A 14978-nucleotide genomic window follows, 5' to 3' on the forward strand; every position below is an offset into this window, starting at 1 on the left:
AGAAGACAAGAAAACAAAATATATTCACTAAATCAACCCCATACGGAGGACACCATGACAACCAATACTCACAACACAGTGACCACTCAGCTCGATGCCGGATATGAAACTTCAACATTTGCACTCGGTGTTGCAATGACCTCGGTTGCCATCGTAGCAATATGGGGAACCGCATGCCTCGCGAGTGCAATGGTCTCCATGGGACCTCTCAATGTTGCACAGGGATATTTCACCGCGTTAATCGGATAATCTGCAGATAAAAAGAGAACTACTAACGACAAAACTAAAGGATACCACCATGAAAGAAAATACATCAAAAACGGGTTCGAGAATTATATTGGCAGCAGGTTCAATAATGTGTCTCTGGGTTGCAGCAGCATTGACCAGTGCCCTTTCAAGCGTAGGCTGGTCGGTCAGTGAGTTGGCAGGACAATACATGGTAGCAATCGGAATGGTTAAACCATTGCATACCCTGGTTGATTACTATACCCATATCAAAGGTATTGAATACCTTCTCTGTGTTGCTTTCTTTGTCGCCTTCCCGGTTTTCTTTAAATATATAAACAAGTCTCCGAAACCATCCACAGTAGCTAAGTAGCCTGTCCGTGCACCCGACTTGTTGTCCCAACTAAATAAACGCCTGCTTATCCTTGATCACATTAGATAAGCAGGCATTTTTCTGTCACTTCTGTTTATTGCGGAATGGATTCCATAGATGCAAACTTAGGCTCATGTAAAGGCAGGAGTATGTCGGCTTCTTCCTTGATACGAAGCATGATATCATAGGCCTCATTGACGTTGATATGCGTTCCAGGCGGAATCACCTCCATCTCCATGGCTGTTATTTGTTTGGGAGGATAGAAGTTTTCCAGAAGACAACAAAATCCCGTAATTATAGCTGTTCCTTCGGTGGTCTCTATAGCTACCGATAAGCCCCCTGCGGTATGTGCCGGAGTATGGAGAACACGAATACCCGGAACGATTTCACAATCCCCGCTCACGGTCTTTATCTGCTTATTTTCACTGATTTCATAGATAAAATCTTCCAGATAACGAAAGTCGAGTGGGTGTGGATCACGAATGTGTTTTAATTCCAACTCGTGCACATAGAATTCGGCATTGACGCATTTGTAATCATTTTCACAGTGATCATTATGGAGGTGCGTATGAATGACGATGTCTATATCTTCGGGCTTCAGGCCCCACTTTGCAAGTCCCTCTTCAAAGGTGACAATTTTCCCGCCAACCGCATTTTCTCTGTCATCTGACTTGATCGGGTGCATTTCACCTGTATCAACAAGAATTTTTTTATCCCCGCCCTCAAGGTACCAGCAATAGATTGGGATGGTAAAAGATTTCCCGTAATCGTGCTGATAGGTCATCATCCCCTTATCAAATACTTTAGTACCGATTACCATGGGATGGAGAGTAAAAACTGTCATATGCACCTCCGTACTGGATTTTTTGAATAAAATTCCTTATAGTTGTTCCTCAGACAGTGTTTCTGTACGATATCTCAAGAATTTAAAGAATACATTAAATACATTCAGATTCAACATTTTTCTCCTTTTATTCGTTCTTATGCTCATATGAAAAACTATTCTAAACTCGACCAACCGGAACGCCTTCAATTAATATTCAATCCACGCCGCTGCCCGATTACTCCTTTGCCAAAAGGCGCCATAGACGTACATATTGAGGTTGCACCAGATGTCATCATAGGATGCAGGTTCTATATCCATACCCCGGAAAGTCCCAATATACTCTTCTTTCATGGCAATGGTGAAACGGTTCCAGACTATGATGATATCGGTCCTCTCTACAACCACGCAGGAATGAACTTACTGGTCACCGATTTTCGCGGGTACAGCTGGAGCAATGGAACCCCCACCGTTTCATCAATGCTCAGCGATGCTGAAGTCCTTTTCACTGAAATTCAAAACTGGCTGCAATTCAATAAATACAGTGGCAAACTCTTTCTTATGGGCCGCTCTCTTGGATCTGTTCCGGCAATTGATCTTGCCACCAGACATGAAAATGACATTAAGGGACTGATCATCGAAAGCGGAATTGCTGACACGATTCCTCTGGCAAAATCCCTGGGGATACCTGTGGACGATGTTGACTTCAGTGAGACCGATGGTTTTGGAAATATAGAAAAAATAGCTACTGTCAAGACAGCTACTTTTATATTTCATGGAGCACGGGATGAAATGATTGCTGCTGATGAAGCAGAAAAGCTCCAATCGTTCAGTGGCGCACGTACCAAAGAATTTATTGTTATTCCCGGAGCAACACATAACACCATGATTACAACCGGTGGCAGGCTGTACTTTGAGACCATTAAAAAATTTATCGATAAAGTCACAGGGGTAACCAACTGGCGGCGACGCAGAAAAACCACCAACACCTATTCCGCAGAGTAACCATGCGACCAAGCCTATTGTTCGGAAACTCTTTTTTCCGTCATTTTCTCATTGCCGGACTGCTTCTCCTGCTCCTTTCCTCCTGCAGATCAAACAGCAGCGGGCCACGGACAGTACATATCGCCCCCGATCCAACCATTTTACGAGTTGGGATTTCTGCCAATGCCCCCCCTCTTATCTATTCAAAGAATAATACCATAACCGGTCTTGAAGCTGAATTTGCGCAAAAACTCGGACAATTTATCGGGAGAAAAGTTAAATTTATAGAATTAAAATGGGAAGAACAGATAACGGCACTTGAGAAGAATCAAATTGATATCATCATGTCAGGAATGACAATTACTCAGGCCAGAGAGTACCGTATAGCATTTTCGGACCCCTACCTGCGTTCCGGCCAGATTCTCCTGGTTCGACTTGGTGAAAAAGCCAGATTCTCCACCGGGATATACAGCTTGATGAACTCCAGTTATGTTATTGGTACCGTTAGCAACACAACTGGAGATCTTTTTATCACCAGGACCCTCAATGGAGTGAAGGTAAAATCATTTGCAAAATCGACCGATGCTGTAAAGGCTCTCATAAACAGAGATATTGACGCTTTTGTTTACGATGCACCCATGGTCTGTCATTATGCTGCTATCAACGAGAACAATAAACTCACGCCCATAATGACACTTGTCACGGAAGAATATCTTGCATGGGGAATACGTAAAGAGGACAACAACCTGCGCAATCAGGCCAACGCCTTTCTTGAAGAATTAAAAGAGCAGCAGGAACTACCGCGGATGCTTAGAACCTGGATTCCCTATATGTGAGAACGTGAAGTTTTCAAAAAAAAACTTTTTATATGAACTCTTATGATACAAAAGACTACCAAACGGAAAAATTATCTTAGCTGGGATGAATATTTTATGGCCGTGGCACTCCTTTCGGCCCAACGCAGTAAGGATCCCTCCACTCAGGTTGGAGCCTGTGTAGCAAACGAAAACAACAAGATCGTCGGAGTTGGCTATAACGGTTTTCCATGGGGATGTCCCGATGATGAACTGCCATGGGCACGTGAGGGTAAATATCTGGACACAAAATACCCCTTTGTATGCCATGCAGAACTCAACGCTGTGCTTAACTCCACAGCCCCAAATCTCAATGACTGCAGGATTTATGTCGGACTCTTTCCCTGTAACGAATGCACCAAAGTAATCATCCAGTCAGGAATTCGAGAGATTATCTACCTTTCCGACAAATATGCTGATTCCGATTCTGTGAGGGCATCCAAACTGATGTTGGATACATCTGGAACGCTGTATAGACAATTTGAAGCTCACAATAAAGAAATCATCCTTAAACTCTTCAACGATTGTTGAGTTTCCAACATACTAATGCTCATAGCCCTGAAACGTGATTTCCTCAGCGGTACCGTCTTCCCTCTGCAGGAACACTCCCTCCCCTGAATGAATTTTCCCGATCTGCACAACTCCCGGAAAACGCTTCGCAAAACCTGCCTCCTCTCCCCGCCTCACCGTAAAGACCAACTGGTAATCCTCACCGGAACGGAGCAGCAAACCTTCGACATCGATATTCAAAAGTGCCGCAGCAGGAGGGAGTTCTGGAAGGAAGGGAAGACAGTCAGCTTGAATATGTGCAGATACCTCCGATGCTTTGCAAATATGGGCAAGATCGGTGGCAATTCCGTCGGAGATATCCTGCATGGCCGTTACCAATCCACTTTCGGCCAGTTTAAGTCCAAGAGCTACCTGTGGCTTCGGATCAAGATGGGCGCCAATTAATACCTCAAACAAATCAAACCGGGTGTCATCCGGGTACTGTTTTTTATGAGTCAGTATTTTTAGCCCGATTCCTGCAGAGCCTAAGGGGCCAGAAACCCATACGGTATCACCTTCTCCTGCGGTGTTGCGGTAAATAGCCCCGCTTTCCAATGGTTCTCCGAGCACAGTCACGGTCATCGCCAGTTCTTTGGCCTTTACCGTATCGCCGCCAATCAAAGCACATTTAAATTCGTCAAGAATTTCAAGAACACCATCAAGCCAGGACGAAATCCAGTCCCACTCGAGATCCACAGGCAAACACAGAGCCAATAGAACAAATCGGGGGTTACCCCCCATTGCTGCAATATCACTGACATTAACAGCAATCGTTTTCCTGCCAAGGAGCTTGGGTGGATGAAAGCTTCGATCAAAATGTATCCCATCAATCAGACTGTCTGTGGAAATCAGAAAGGAATTACGGGCTACAACTTCACAACAGTCATCCCCAATTGATTTCAACAGGCCCACATCCTGACTCTTACTGGCTTGACGAATTTTTTCTATCAGTCTTCGTTCTGACCAGGCAGCCACTATTTAACCCTTTTCAAAAAGGAGGCTTTACTCTTTGCAGTACTCTTTTCCTTTTGCTGAGGAGGTACTTGGAGTGGTTTCTCTATGGATGGAACAAGATTCACAGCTTTTACAAAACGTTTTTCTCCACCCATGGTAAAAATTTCCTTTCCCGTCATCTGTGCCGTACGCAATGTCCAGGTGGTTTCCTGGGGGGGGACAGTCAAAAACGTCAAACTCAGATGCCACCATTCGTCCTTGCGTGTAGGATCACGCTCTATATCTGTAACGAGAGCATAGACAAGCATCTGTGGTTCTTTAGCCACAATAAGCACCAGATCACCAATATCAGTGCTTTCCTTAAAGGGGACGATCTGCTCTAATTCTGCAACAAGTTTTTCCATATTCTATTCCATTTCAGGTATGATTTACTGGACAATCGCAGTGCTGGATTCCAGAACAATGCTGTCTTTCGTTATAACTGAACGGGATCCGAGCTGATCATACATGGCAATTCCATCAAGCAATGGCAAAATAAGCTGGTTGACCATGATTTCAGCACTCCTTGCCAGTTCAGGACCTTGTATGGCAGCCATACTGCCTCCCCACACAGCTAGATCTTTCAGGGCATTAGCCAGTTTTGCTATGTGAATATACGCTGCCGAATTGTTCTCCTTAAGTAACCCCTGTCCAACCTCTTTCATTGCAGCACTGCTGATAAGGCCCTTAGCATTATCACCTCGAAGCTCTACAATTTTTTCTATAAGGTCAACAGAATTAGAAATCAGCAGATAGTTTCCAATAAGGGTAAAAGCTGGCTGTAAGCCACCCTGAGGTGCCTCTCCCCAGAAGGAGATATCATGTTTCTTATACTGTTTTATGCTTACCGGGATATCTGCATTACGCAACAGGATAGTAAACACCTCTATAAATTTAACGGGTTTTTTGAGCTGGACAACCATAGTTGCCTTCGGCAAGGGGATCCCTTCACGATCAACGTCATCAACGATCATGGCAAACTCGTTGTCTACCATATCAAGCAGTTCTTCGAGTTCCACCCCCGCACTGTCGCGTAACTCATGACGCAGTATATCGAATGCTTCAGGTTGTTGCCGGGTAGTCCTGGAAGAATACAACTCCCAGATAAGTGGAAGATTCAAGGTATTGGTCCAATAATAAAAAAGTGAGTCATCGGGAACTAGTTGAAGCGTCTTATTTTTACCGGGTTTGATCTCACACAACCGGGCAATCCTGCTGTCGAGCTTACTCTTGTCGTAGAGAATTTCAGTCCTGTCCATAACCTGAGTTTTTTCGTTCCAGATACCATAAGCTGCGGCTCCCCAACCATCCCATTCATCAAGTAGAGCAAAAAACTCAGCCCTCTCTTTTTCGGCCAGATCTTCACCGATCATTCGCCCCTGAGCTAACAGTGCTGGAAATGAGAGATAGGTAAAAATTTCAGTTCCCTTGAAGTTTTTCCGTAATCTCATAAAATCTTTATTACGACTAAGAGTATCCTTCTTAGTATCATAATGATCGAGGCTTTTACGTACCAAACGTTCTTCAAACCCTGCAATTACAAGACCTTCAACGGAAACGGCCGACAAAGTATTCACCTCATCAATCTGGTATCTTGTTATGATGTGGGGACCATATTGAACGCTACTCTGTTCGATATCTCTACTGAGAAAAGGAGCAAGCATCTGCAGCATTTTCACATTATGACGAGGTCTGGCAATAAGCAGGAGGCGCTCTTCAATAGCCTTGGCCGGATTATCAGCCGAAAAAGACGTTGCCGGAAAAAACGCTATTGAGAATTCCTTTCCAAGGAGTTCATTAAAGCCGGGGGCATCTAACACAGAACGCATCTTGATCCAGGATTCTTCCATTGTCAGAAGCGAGATTCCCGGTTCACCAAGCTCTGCGGCAATACCTTTGTAATCTATTCCAGCCAGAACCTGGCCCAACCGACTCTCCAAAAAATCCGTATACATACTGGTAAAATCCAACTGTTCCCCATAAAAAAGGACATCGGATGGCAGACAATCTGCGGCCTCGATAGTTTTATCCTGCTTTCCCACAAAAATAAAAAGCAGTCCCAGGCAACAGACAATCAGGATTACAACAATTCCAACTTTTTTCATATTTACATTCTCTTGAAGTTAGGACTTTTCAGGCAACACATTAATTCTTTGATACCGTTCCTTAATAGTTAACCAGACACTTTCCTGACGTAAAAACGAATCAACAACATCAGGATCAAGATGTTCTCCCCGTTCCTGAGTGATAATACTCTTTACCTTCTCATGGGAAAAAGCTTCTTTGTAACATCGCTCACTGGTCATGGCATCATAAATATCAGCAAGGGCCATTATTCGTGCACCAAGAGGAATTGCATCCCCCTTCAAGCCCTCAGGGTACCCTTTTCCATTAAACTTTTCATGGTGATACATGGCAATATCACTGGCGGTTTTCAGATAATGGGATCCCGTTTTTGCAAAAATATCAAGGAGCATCCTTCCACCAATAACAGAGTGTTCTTTCATTATTTCAAACTCTTCACTGGTAAGCTTCCCTGGCTTATGAAGAATATTATCTGGAATTGCTACCTTCCCGATATCATGCAGAGGAGTAACCTGGGCAATTTCTTCAACAAAAGATGGTGTTAAATGAAATTTCTTACAATTTTCAAGAAGGTCATGGCCCAATAACGCAGCATAACGCTGTACTTTCTCAAGGTGGTATCCGGTTTCCTCGCTTCTATATTCAGAAAGCCTGGCCATGGCGAGAATAAGCTCATCCTGGCTCTCCAGACGCAGGAGACGAATGCCACTCTTAATCCGTAGCTGTAGTTCCTCATTGAAGGCGGGTTTTGTGAGGAAATCATCTGCACCATCGTTCAAGGCTGCAACGACGGAATGTTGCGCCTCATGTGAAGTTAGAACAATGATATAGGTATATTTTGTCTGCTCCTGACGGACCCTTCGAATCAACTCAAAACCATCCATAAATGGCATATCAAGGTCAGTAACCACAAGCCGGATGTCCGGATTTTCTCTAAACAGCTTCAGTGCCTCAACACCGTTACAGGCTGTAATCACTTCATAACCCTGCTGTTCCACAAGCATTCTGATCAGCATCAACTGAGCCGAATCATCATCAACAATAAGGATAGAAAGCTTCCGGGTTTGCAACATACTCTTATCAATCATTGTGGCCCCCATTCTCAATCAATGCTTGAAGGGATTCGGTCAACTGGCGAAAAAGAGATGCATACTCACGAATATCACTTTTCTTTGCAGAAATATGGAGCATTCTTGCCAGTTCTATCTGTGTTACAAGTCCTAATCCCATCAGCGTTCCCTTTATTTTATGCGCAATGGATTCCAGTATAACGATTTGATTCAGTGCAAGAGCCTGAGATGCCTCCTGAATGGATAATTTCAGTGATCGAACCGACTCATCCAGCAGTTCCGTAAGCTGCTTTTCCTCCAGTGGATAGACCGACCGAAGGTGCTCCCAAGCTATTTTTCGTAAATCTTCTCCATTCGCTTCCTGTTTTTCTCCTGAACTTCCTGCCTCCTGAAATCCATCCTGAGAGTCAACAGTAAGCGGATATTTTGTTATCTGTTGAATAATTTTATTTATTGCGTCACGAGTGAACGGTTTTGCAAGAAATTCATCCATGCCGGCTTCTCGACACTGTTTTCTGGACTCATCGTCAAGATTACCTGTCAGGGCAACAACCGGAATATGGCCACCCTGTAGAAAATTGGTTTTTTTTCCAGCCCACTGTTCAAATATTTCTGATTCCAGCCCATTCCTCTCACAGTCACGTATAATTTTTGTGGCCTGCAAACCATCAAGAACAGGCATTTGCATATCCATAAAGATAATATCAAATCGTTTCTCTACAAGTTTCTCAAGAGCTATCTGTCCATTATCAGCAACAGTTATCCTATGACCATGGTACTCTAATAACAGAGAAACTATTTTTTGATTAAAAGAATCATCATCCACCAAAAGAACATCCAGCTTCCTCCTGTTTGAGGCATCAAGGATTTCACGGATGGTGCGGAGAAGAGTCCGGGACTCTATGGGCTTTGTCATGTAAGCCGAGAATCCGTCATCAAAACTCTGTTTACTGTTCATCGTTTTGCTGAATCCCGTACACAATATCATAGGGATGTCTGACCTGATTGCCAGAATCTGTTTACCAAGTAGCTCTCCAGAAAGGTTGGGCATATTCATATCCGTAACAACAATATCAAACTGGGAAGGATCTTTTCGGAAATGATTCAACGCTTCAAGACTGCTAACAAACGTTGTCACTGTATACCCGTGTAATTCAAGAAGTTCGGAAATCACGTCAAGAATCCACTTTTCATCATCAACCAGCAGAATTCTTTCAGTTCCGCCATGAACTTCAGGAAGATCAACGTCAGCAGCAGTAATAATTTCCTGATCTGCCAGAAGCGGGAAAAGAAGTTCAAAGGTGGTTCCCTTGCCGGGCGCACTTTTGACCGTTATATGACCATCATGCCCCTGAACAATCCCATGGACAACAGCGAGACCAAGTCCGGTACCTTCACCGCTCTTTTTGGTTGTAAAGTATGGTTCAAAAATCATTTTCTGAGTAGCCTTGTCCATACCACAGCCAGTATCGCTAATCTCAACAGACAAATATTGCCCAACAGGAAGACTCACCTTTGCTGAATGTTTTTTTTCTGTAATATTTTCTTCCGAAAGTGAAATCTTCAAACATCCGCCAGTATCCTGCATGGAATGATATCCATTGGTACACAGATTGAGAATAACCTGATGGATCTGAGTTGCGTCGGCAAGGATCAGACGATCACAATCAATGTCAGTGATTATTTCCACCGTAGTTGGAATGGTTGCACGTAATAGTTTCACAACTTCTTTTACCACTGTTGCAACGCACAGGGGCTGTTTTTTCTGCTGTCCTCTACGTCCAATGGAGAGTATCTGCTCCACAAGATCTCTTGCTCTGAAAGATGCACTTAACCCTGATGAGAGATACTTGTCCAATTTTTCCGGAGAGAGATGTCCAGCTCTAGCTAACTCGATATTTCCTATAATGGCGGCCAGAATATTGTTAAAATCGTGGGCGATACCACCTGCAAGGGTTCCGATAGCCTCCATTTTCTGCGACTGTCGCAGGGCATCTTCATGCTTTCTCTGCTCGGTGATATCTGTACTCATTCCTATCAGGTATTTTTGGCCTTCATACTCAAACAAACTTCCGTTTATCAGGTATGGAATCCGGCCCTGATCCAGAGAAACCATCTCAACTTCTACGCTCACAGGGTGTTGCGTAGCGAATACATGTTGAATAGCCTCAGTAAACTTTTTTCTATCCTCTGGCACTACACGATCTAGAAATTGATACCCTGCGACTTCATCTTCAGAAACCCCAAGTTTTTCCCTGTATCTATCATTGAAGAGTATGGCCTTCAAATCCTCATTATAGACAACAAAAAGTCCAGGAAGACTGTTGATAATCGCATCAGAAAACACCTTTTCACGAAGGAGTTGCTGTTCCGTTCGCAGCTGGACGCCCACCCCATTTTGTAAACGCTTTCGCATTTCGTTCAAGGAAGAAACTATTCGATCGAGTTCATCTTGGTGACCAGGTGCTGATTTTTTTCTATCCAGCTGCAGTTCCTGATCAAGAGTACTGATTCTAAGATCCCCAGCAAATTTCGCTATTTTATTGATATGTCTATTGTATTTAAACAAGAACAGTCCCAGTATGAACACTCCCGACAGGAACAGGACTATCATTTCCGTTACCAAAACCAAGGGGAAATGATGCCTTAATCGATCATGGAGGCGATCAGGGGCGGCATAGATCGTAATTTTTCCAAGTTCAACGGATTTCTCTTTTAACTGTTTTGCAAGGCTGAATCCATGCACAACAAGATCATCCGTCTCCACAGGAACAGCTCCTGACTGGAATCTGTCGCCATAACTGTTTATGAGCACAACAGCCTTAACATCAGGATACTGCAAAATACTTTTCAATTGAATATCAATCCCTTCCTGGTCCATGTTCCAAAGGTTCTTGGTGAGAGAATCTGCATGACTTCCCTGTAACTCTACAAGGTTCTGACGGATGGTATCAATCTCATCGTCATGAACAATCCACAGACGCAGTGTAGCCAGAAGAAAGGCAATCAACAGGGAGAAGCATACGACATAAGCGACAAGACGAACAAGAAGAGGATACTGTTTAAAAATACGCGCTGGCATATGTATTCCATTACAATAATAGAGAATCTGTTTCGAAAGGCTGTACCGGCTTACAGATTCTGCAGCAGAAAATCAGGCGTTTTCTTATCAAAAAGTCCTGCATACAGGGAATATATTGAACCATTTCCCAGACTACAAAAATCACGGAGAGATTAATATGATAGCTAATATTTAATCATTTAAAGGAAGACAAAGTCAAATCTATTCCGAAGTCCCTGACACCACAATACCATCACTACGTTTCCAGGTGGACGTTATCTCCGCTCAAGAGGTTATCCGTTTCGACGATACTGGACTGCTTCGGCAATATGTGATATTTTAAGAAGTTCCTTATTATCCATATCAGCGATTGTTCGGGCGATTTTAAGAATACGATGATATCCCCTGGCAGAAAGGCCAAGCTTTTCCACGCTTCTTTGCAATAAACGCTTTGCCGTTGCATCAACCTTGCAATATTTTTCCACTTCAGCTGGGCCAAAAACTCACTATAATTGACATAGTCTCTTTGCAGCATTTTGAAAAGAATGAAAAAAAACTTGGAAAAGATTAGTGTAGAAGATCAATCAGATTCTGACAGCAGGTCATGGGGCAAAGGAAGGGCAGGATTAGCTTTTGCAGTCAAACCCCACACCCTACTGGACACCTCTGTTCGAGTAGTAATCATTCCCTTTCTCTCCATTTGTCAATCTGATGCTGGAACGGATAGGGAACATCCCCATTTTGTTCGGGATAATCAGCACTACCGGTCTCCAGATTCAAATCAGTGAAATCGGAGAGTAGTGGCTCGGATGCATGCAGGTATTTTGTGATCATTATCGGCCCGGCCCACAGGATATACTGTTCGTTGTATTCTGCTTCAACTGAGGCTGATTGTGGAACCATCACCAGCTGCCCGCTGAGATGGTCAATGGCCATAACCTCAAGGGCAGTTTTGGCTCTCAGTATTTCATTATTAGCCAGGAACCATTCAATTCTGGTTCGCACGGTTCCAAACACATCCACTGTAACATATACATCGATTTCAGCTTCCGAAGGTGGTACAACTGCTACCCCCTGCAGAAAAAAGTAAGTCTGTAATAGACCCGAAAGGTATTGCAGATCATCAGATGTTATTTCCTCTGAGTTATGGTACGCTCCCAGTCCCTTATATTCCAGACCGATTTGTATTTCATTTCCACTTCCTGTTGTTTCGGTATGTTTCTGTTCAGGTACGGCAAGAACTGAATCCGTAGAACTTCTGCTGGAGGACGAGGTACGACTTTTCGTATTTTGATCACTGCTTTGTGAATCGGTAGTTGATGTGGACGAGCCAGAGGTCATCGATTGATATCGACGAAAAGTTGATTTTTCAATCACGGGAGGCGATTGAATATAATCCCCACGTACCTGCGAAACGAGAGAGAATCGACCGCCAATCAGGTTTCCTGCGCCCGTATCTCCAATAGCACTCACATAAAGATTAACTTTTTTACCACGTATCGTTGTAAGATCAATTTTCTTTATCGTTGCACGTGTTGCGGCTGCGACCAACTCCTGCTCCACGGCGAAGCGTTTCCCTCCACCGTGTCCTGGGGGAGTCAGGGGTCAAGTCTGCCTTTGACCTTTGTAAACTTTTTTCCTTATCGTTCAAGGTCTTTTCTCGGTCCACTGTCACTCTCAATTCTAAATTCCACTCGCTGGACAACACTACTTTCCTAAAAATGAGAACACCGTTACCTGGCCTTATAGTCCCCCCAATTGAACCCCAAGGACAAAACTAACCTGTGTCAAGGGATTATTTGTCGATTATTCATCCAGTTACCTAGATCAGTCCCCATTGCCCACAGGCTGTTATACAGAAAAAAAATTAGTCAGAAAAAAGGGGTCAAGCCTGCCCTTGACCTTTCTCTTCAATCGAGCAGCGAATGATATGGGCAACCCTTTAGTTTACCGACTATTTTCCACATAGCCAAGCGCAAAAAAAACATGGGAGCAGAAATTCCAGGTTGATTTGATATCACACATTCACCACAAAGGTCAAAGGGAGACTTGACCCCTTTTTTTTTACAATCAATTCACCTTCCAGGTTACCGAAAATATAATGCCTGTCTGTAAAATCCGGTACGCCGTTTCCTGCATAGGCATCTATGCCAAGGGTTGTGTCACAAAACTGCATATCATCGCCGGTGGGGGAAAGTGTATCTTCATGCATTGTTTGATAGAGAAAGAGGGAACGATCTTCGAGATATTGGGTTGAATATTCGGCAGCCACCAGATTGACATAGCCTGGCTGGTTGCCAGAGATGGCAAAACCAGCTAACGCGTTTAAGGCAAAAAGAAAGGCGTTGTCATTTTCTGCAGCACTTCGGAGAGCTTCGGCAGAATGCTCATGCAGTGATGTTACCGTCAAACCAGTCAGGCTATGGTCGTTGGCATACCCGGTTAATTCAATGGCAAGATCAACAGAGACCTGGGTGGGGTCAATACCGGCCTGAAAAACATTATTAACAACCGATAAGGCATGCTCATCGGGCATTTTTTCCAGAAAAGGGGTAAAGTCATCGGGATTATCACTGCCGCTGATGGTCGAGAAAAGATTGTAGATGCATAGAGAAGAGGTTAATCCAACGATACTGTGAGCAGTCAGTGGATTTTGTGCATCAACAGATATAATAATTGGTGTGGAGACGGAAAGGCCGACGGACGAAACAATATCGTCCGTTGCGACAATATTAGAAACTGGCAACACAGTAGGAAGAGCAATAGGATTATCTGGTGAAAGAGCACTTGAGATGGCTTCAATAATATTGCCGCCGACACCTGTCACCCCTGGTGCGTTGTAGATAAAGGTTTGTGTCACATCTGTAGAATATTCAAGTGTGAGATTGGTGGCAAGAAAACCGCCCAGTGAATGTCCCGTTACTAAAAAACCGGAATGAAGATCACCTAAATCCACCCATTTTTCTACTTGCGCTGAAAGTGCTTTGTATTGTGCTTGGTATTCACTTGTGCCCAGTGCCCCAATATCAATAACGTCGGTAATAACGTCGTTAAGATCGTTAGTGCCGCGCACGGCAATTACTTGTTTACCACTGCTATCCTCAAAAAGTGTTACTGATAAACCGGTAGGATTGAGAAAGGTATGCTCCAAACCAAATTCGTCAACGTAACTCTCTTCGACAGTTCCATCGTATTGGTCGATAACATTCCAATTACTGGAGAAATCTTGGGCTTGGGTGAGCGTCATGCCATTGCCATTGTTTTGTAATGCATCGGTATAATCTTTACCAGACATTCCTGGAGACAGATTTGAGTATGATGCAAGTGCAAGTTCAGCTTGTAGGTAATATTCACTAATCGTACTCATTTTTTATATTCCTTTGTGAAAATTGAAGATTCAAAATTGGAGTTTCCAGTGATATCGAAGCATGAGAAACTTGATCCATGCCATAATCCAGGCAAATCACCACCACCTCGACCATAACGGACATATTCACCTAACACTTTACCATCAATACGTCTGACAATTCGAGTTTGCTTGCGTGTTACCTGAGGATCATTTCTGTGGTAATAAAAAAGGTCACTTTCATAAAAATAATTATCCGTCGGTTTTGCTTTGGATTTGTCTGGTATTTTAATTCTACCAAATTTGTCAATTAGGTCAGGCGGTAGCTCCACAGTTTCATAGACTTTTACACCACCATCTTTTGCACAGAGCTTCTCCACTTTGAGATCCCAATATATCTTCTTGCCAGCTACTTCCCAGAAAGTTCCGCCAAGCCAGACCGAAGAAAGAAGCACTCCAAGAAGGATATGTGAAATCTTTTGTGTTAAGTTCGCAGGCTTCCAATGTTGCCAGATACGATAGAGTACCCAGCTCACAAACAGCCAAATTGCAATCAGTGTTAATAAATAAATCCCGCTCATGCTGCCACCCTCCAGTCAAATCTTGTGCCGTCGC

At 43.6% G+C, this 14978-nt stretch carries 15 protein-coding genes; 5 read left to right on the forward strand and 10 right to left on the reverse strand.

Features of this window, described 5'->3' with window-relative positions; genetic code table 11:
- The first annotated feature begins 54 nt into the window (after positions 1-54).
- Both UWK_RS15915 and UWK_RS15920 read left to right on the forward strand, forming a co-directional pair.
- Positions 55-249: a hypothetical protein gene (locus UWK_RS15915; RefSeq protein WP_015405418.1), complete on the forward strand. Its 195-nt coding sequence runs from the start codon at positions 55-57 to the stop codon at positions 247-249.
- A 49-nt stretch (positions 250-298) separates the two neighbouring features.
- Positions 299-598, forward strand: coding sequence for a hypothetical protein (locus tag UWK_RS15920; protein WP_015405419.1), 300 nt, complete (start codon positions 299-301; stop codon positions 596-598).
- 94 nt (positions 599-692) lie between these two features.
- Here UWK_RS15920 and UWK_RS15925 read toward each other — a convergent pair whose 3' ends face one another.
- Positions 693-1442: an N-acyl homoserine lactonase family protein gene (locus UWK_RS15925; protein ID WP_015405420.1), complete on the reverse strand. Its 750-nt coding sequence runs from the start codon at positions 1440-1442 to the stop codon at positions 693-695.
- Between the two features lie 147 nt (positions 1443-1589).
- On the opposite strand from UWK_RS15925, the gene UWK_RS15930 reads away from it, so the two are divergent.
- From UWK_RS15930 to UWK_RS15940, 3 genes are read left to right on the forward strand one after another with little or no spacing between them, the layout of a single operon-like run.
- On the forward strand, positions 1590-2426 hold the full coding sequence (locus tag UWK_RS15930) for an alpha/beta hydrolase (protein ID WP_015405421.1): 837 nt from the start codon (positions 1590-1592) through the stop codon (positions 2424-2426).
- Between the two features lie 2 nt (positions 2427-2428).
- Positions 2429-3241 carry a transporter substrate-binding domain-containing protein gene (locus UWK_RS15935; protein WP_015405422.1) on the forward strand — a complete coding sequence of 271 codons (813 nt, stop codon included), beginning with the start codon at positions 2429-2431 and terminating at the stop codon, positions 3239-3241.
- A gap of 42 nt (positions 3242-3283) precedes the next feature.
- The gene (locus UWK_RS15940) at positions 3284-3790 is read left to right on the forward strand and encodes a deoxycytidylate deaminase (protein WP_015405423.1); all 507 of its coding nucleotides are present in this window, start codon (positions 3284-3286) and stop codon (positions 3788-3790) included.
- Between the two features lie 12 nt (positions 3791-3802).
- On the opposite strand, the gene thiL is transcribed toward UWK_RS15940, so the two are convergent.
- The 9 genes from thiL to UWK_RS15980 form a co-directional block, all read right to left on the reverse strand.
- A complete protein-coding gene (thiL, locus tag UWK_RS15945; protein WP_015405424.1) occupies positions 3803-4783 on the reverse strand; it encodes a thiamine-phosphate kinase in 981 nt (326 codons plus the stop codon).
- Positions 4783-5166: a hypothetical protein gene (locus tag UWK_RS15950; protein WP_015405425.1), complete on the reverse strand. Its 384-nt coding sequence runs from the start codon at positions 5164-5166 to the stop codon at positions 4783-4785. Before UWK_RS15950 ends, thiL begins: the two co-directional genes overlap by 1 nt.
- Before the next feature lie 24 nt (positions 5167-5190).
- Positions 5191-6906 (reverse strand): DUF3352 domain-containing protein, encoded by a 1716-nt coding sequence (locus UWK_RS15955; RefSeq protein ID WP_015405426.1) that lies wholly within the window; start codon positions 6904-6906, stop codon positions 5191-5193.
- Between the two features lie 18 nt (positions 6907-6924).
- Positions 6925-7974: an HD-GYP domain-containing protein gene (locus UWK_RS15960; protein WP_015405427.1), complete on the reverse strand. Its 1050-nt coding sequence runs from the start codon at positions 7972-7974 to the stop codon at positions 6925-6927.
- Positions 7967-11038 (reverse strand): response regulator, encoded by a 3072-nt coding sequence (locus tag UWK_RS18780; RefSeq protein WP_015405428.1) that lies wholly within the window; start codon positions 11036-11038, stop codon positions 7967-7969. Before UWK_RS18780 ends, UWK_RS15960 begins: the two co-directional genes overlap by 8 nt.
- 272 nt (positions 11039-11310) lie before the next feature.
- The gene (locus UWK_RS19145; RefSeq protein ID WP_083907324.1) at positions 11311-11502 is read right to left on the reverse strand and encodes a magnesium chelatase subunit ChlI family protein; all 192 of its coding nucleotides are present in this window, start codon (positions 11500-11502) and stop codon (positions 11311-11313) included.
- Between the two features lie 196 nt (positions 11503-11698).
- The gene (locus UWK_RS15970) at positions 11699-12580 is read right to left on the reverse strand and encodes a hypothetical protein (protein WP_052327021.1); all 882 of its coding nucleotides are present in this window, start codon (positions 12578-12580) and stop codon (positions 11699-11701) included.
- 454 nt (positions 12581-13034) lie between these two features.
- Positions 13035-14384 (reverse strand): alpha/beta hydrolase family protein, encoded by a 1350-nt coding sequence (locus UWK_RS19745; RefSeq protein WP_015405430.1) that lies wholly within the window; start codon positions 14382-14384, stop codon positions 13035-13037.
- Positions 14381-14944 carry a hypothetical protein gene (locus UWK_RS15980; protein WP_015405431.1) on the reverse strand — a complete coding sequence of 188 codons (564 nt, stop codon included), beginning with the start codon at positions 14942-14944 and terminating at the stop codon, positions 14381-14383. The genes UWK_RS19745 and UWK_RS15980 overlap by 4 nt, the downstream gene beginning before the upstream one ends.
- Between the last annotated feature and the right edge of the window lie 34 nt (positions 14945-14978).

The organism is Desulfocapsa sulfexigens DSM 10523, assembly GCF_000341395.1.
Classification (GTDB): Bacteria; Desulfobacterota; Desulfobulbia; order Desulfobulbales; family Desulfocapsaceae; genus Desulfocapsa; species Desulfocapsa sulfexigens.

What these genes read in the sequence shown, in the direction of transcription:
- UWK_RS15915 (WP_015405418.1), top strand. Translation starts at nt 55, where the DNA reads ATGACAACCAATACTCACAACACAGTGACCACTCAGCTCGATGCCGGA.
- UWK_RS15935 (WP_015405422.1), top strand. Translation starts at nt 2,429, where the DNA reads ATGCGACCAAGCCTATTGTTCGGAAACTCTTTTTTCCGTCATTTTCTC.
- UWK_RS15940 (WP_015405423.1), top strand. Translation starts at nt 3,284, where the DNA reads ATGATACAAAAGACTACCAAACGGAAAAATTATCTTAGCTGGGATGAA.
- UWK_RS15980 (WP_015405431.1), bottom strand. Translation starts at nt 14,944, where the DNA reads ATGAGCGGGATTTATTTATTAACACTGATTGCAATTTGGCTGTTTGTG.
- UWK_RS19745 (WP_015405430.1), bottom strand. Translation starts at nt 14,384, where the DNA reads ATGAGTACGATTAGTGAATATTACCTACAAGCTGAACTTGCACTTGCA.
- UWK_RS15930 (WP_015405421.1), top strand. Translation starts at nt 1,590, where the DNA reads ATGAAAAACTATTCTAAACTCGACCAACCGGAACGCCTTCAATTAATA.
- UWK_RS18780 (WP_015405428.1), bottom strand. Translation starts at nt 11,038, where the DNA reads ATGCCAGCGCGTATTTTTAAACAGTATCCTCTTCTTGTTCGTCTTGTC.
- UWK_RS15920 (WP_015405419.1), top strand. Translation starts at nt 299, where the DNA reads ATGAAAGAAAATACATCAAAAACGGGTTCGAGAATTATATTGGCAGCA.
- UWK_RS15960 (WP_015405427.1), bottom strand. Translation starts at nt 7,974, where the DNA reads ATGATTGATAAGAGTATGTTGCAAACCCGGAAGCTTTCTATCCTTATT.
- UWK_RS15950 (WP_015405425.1), bottom strand. Translation starts at nt 5,166, where the DNA reads ATGGAAAAACTTGTTGCAGAATTAGAGCAGATCGTCCCCTTTAAGGAA.
- UWK_RS15955 (WP_015405426.1), bottom strand. Translation starts at nt 6,906, where the DNA reads ATGAAAAAAGTTGGAATTGTTGTAATCCTGATTGTCTGTTGCCTGGGA.
- UWK_RS15925 (WP_015405420.1), bottom strand. Translation starts at nt 1,442, where the DNA reads ATGACAGTTTTTACTCTCCATCCCATGGTAATCGGTACTAAAGTATTT.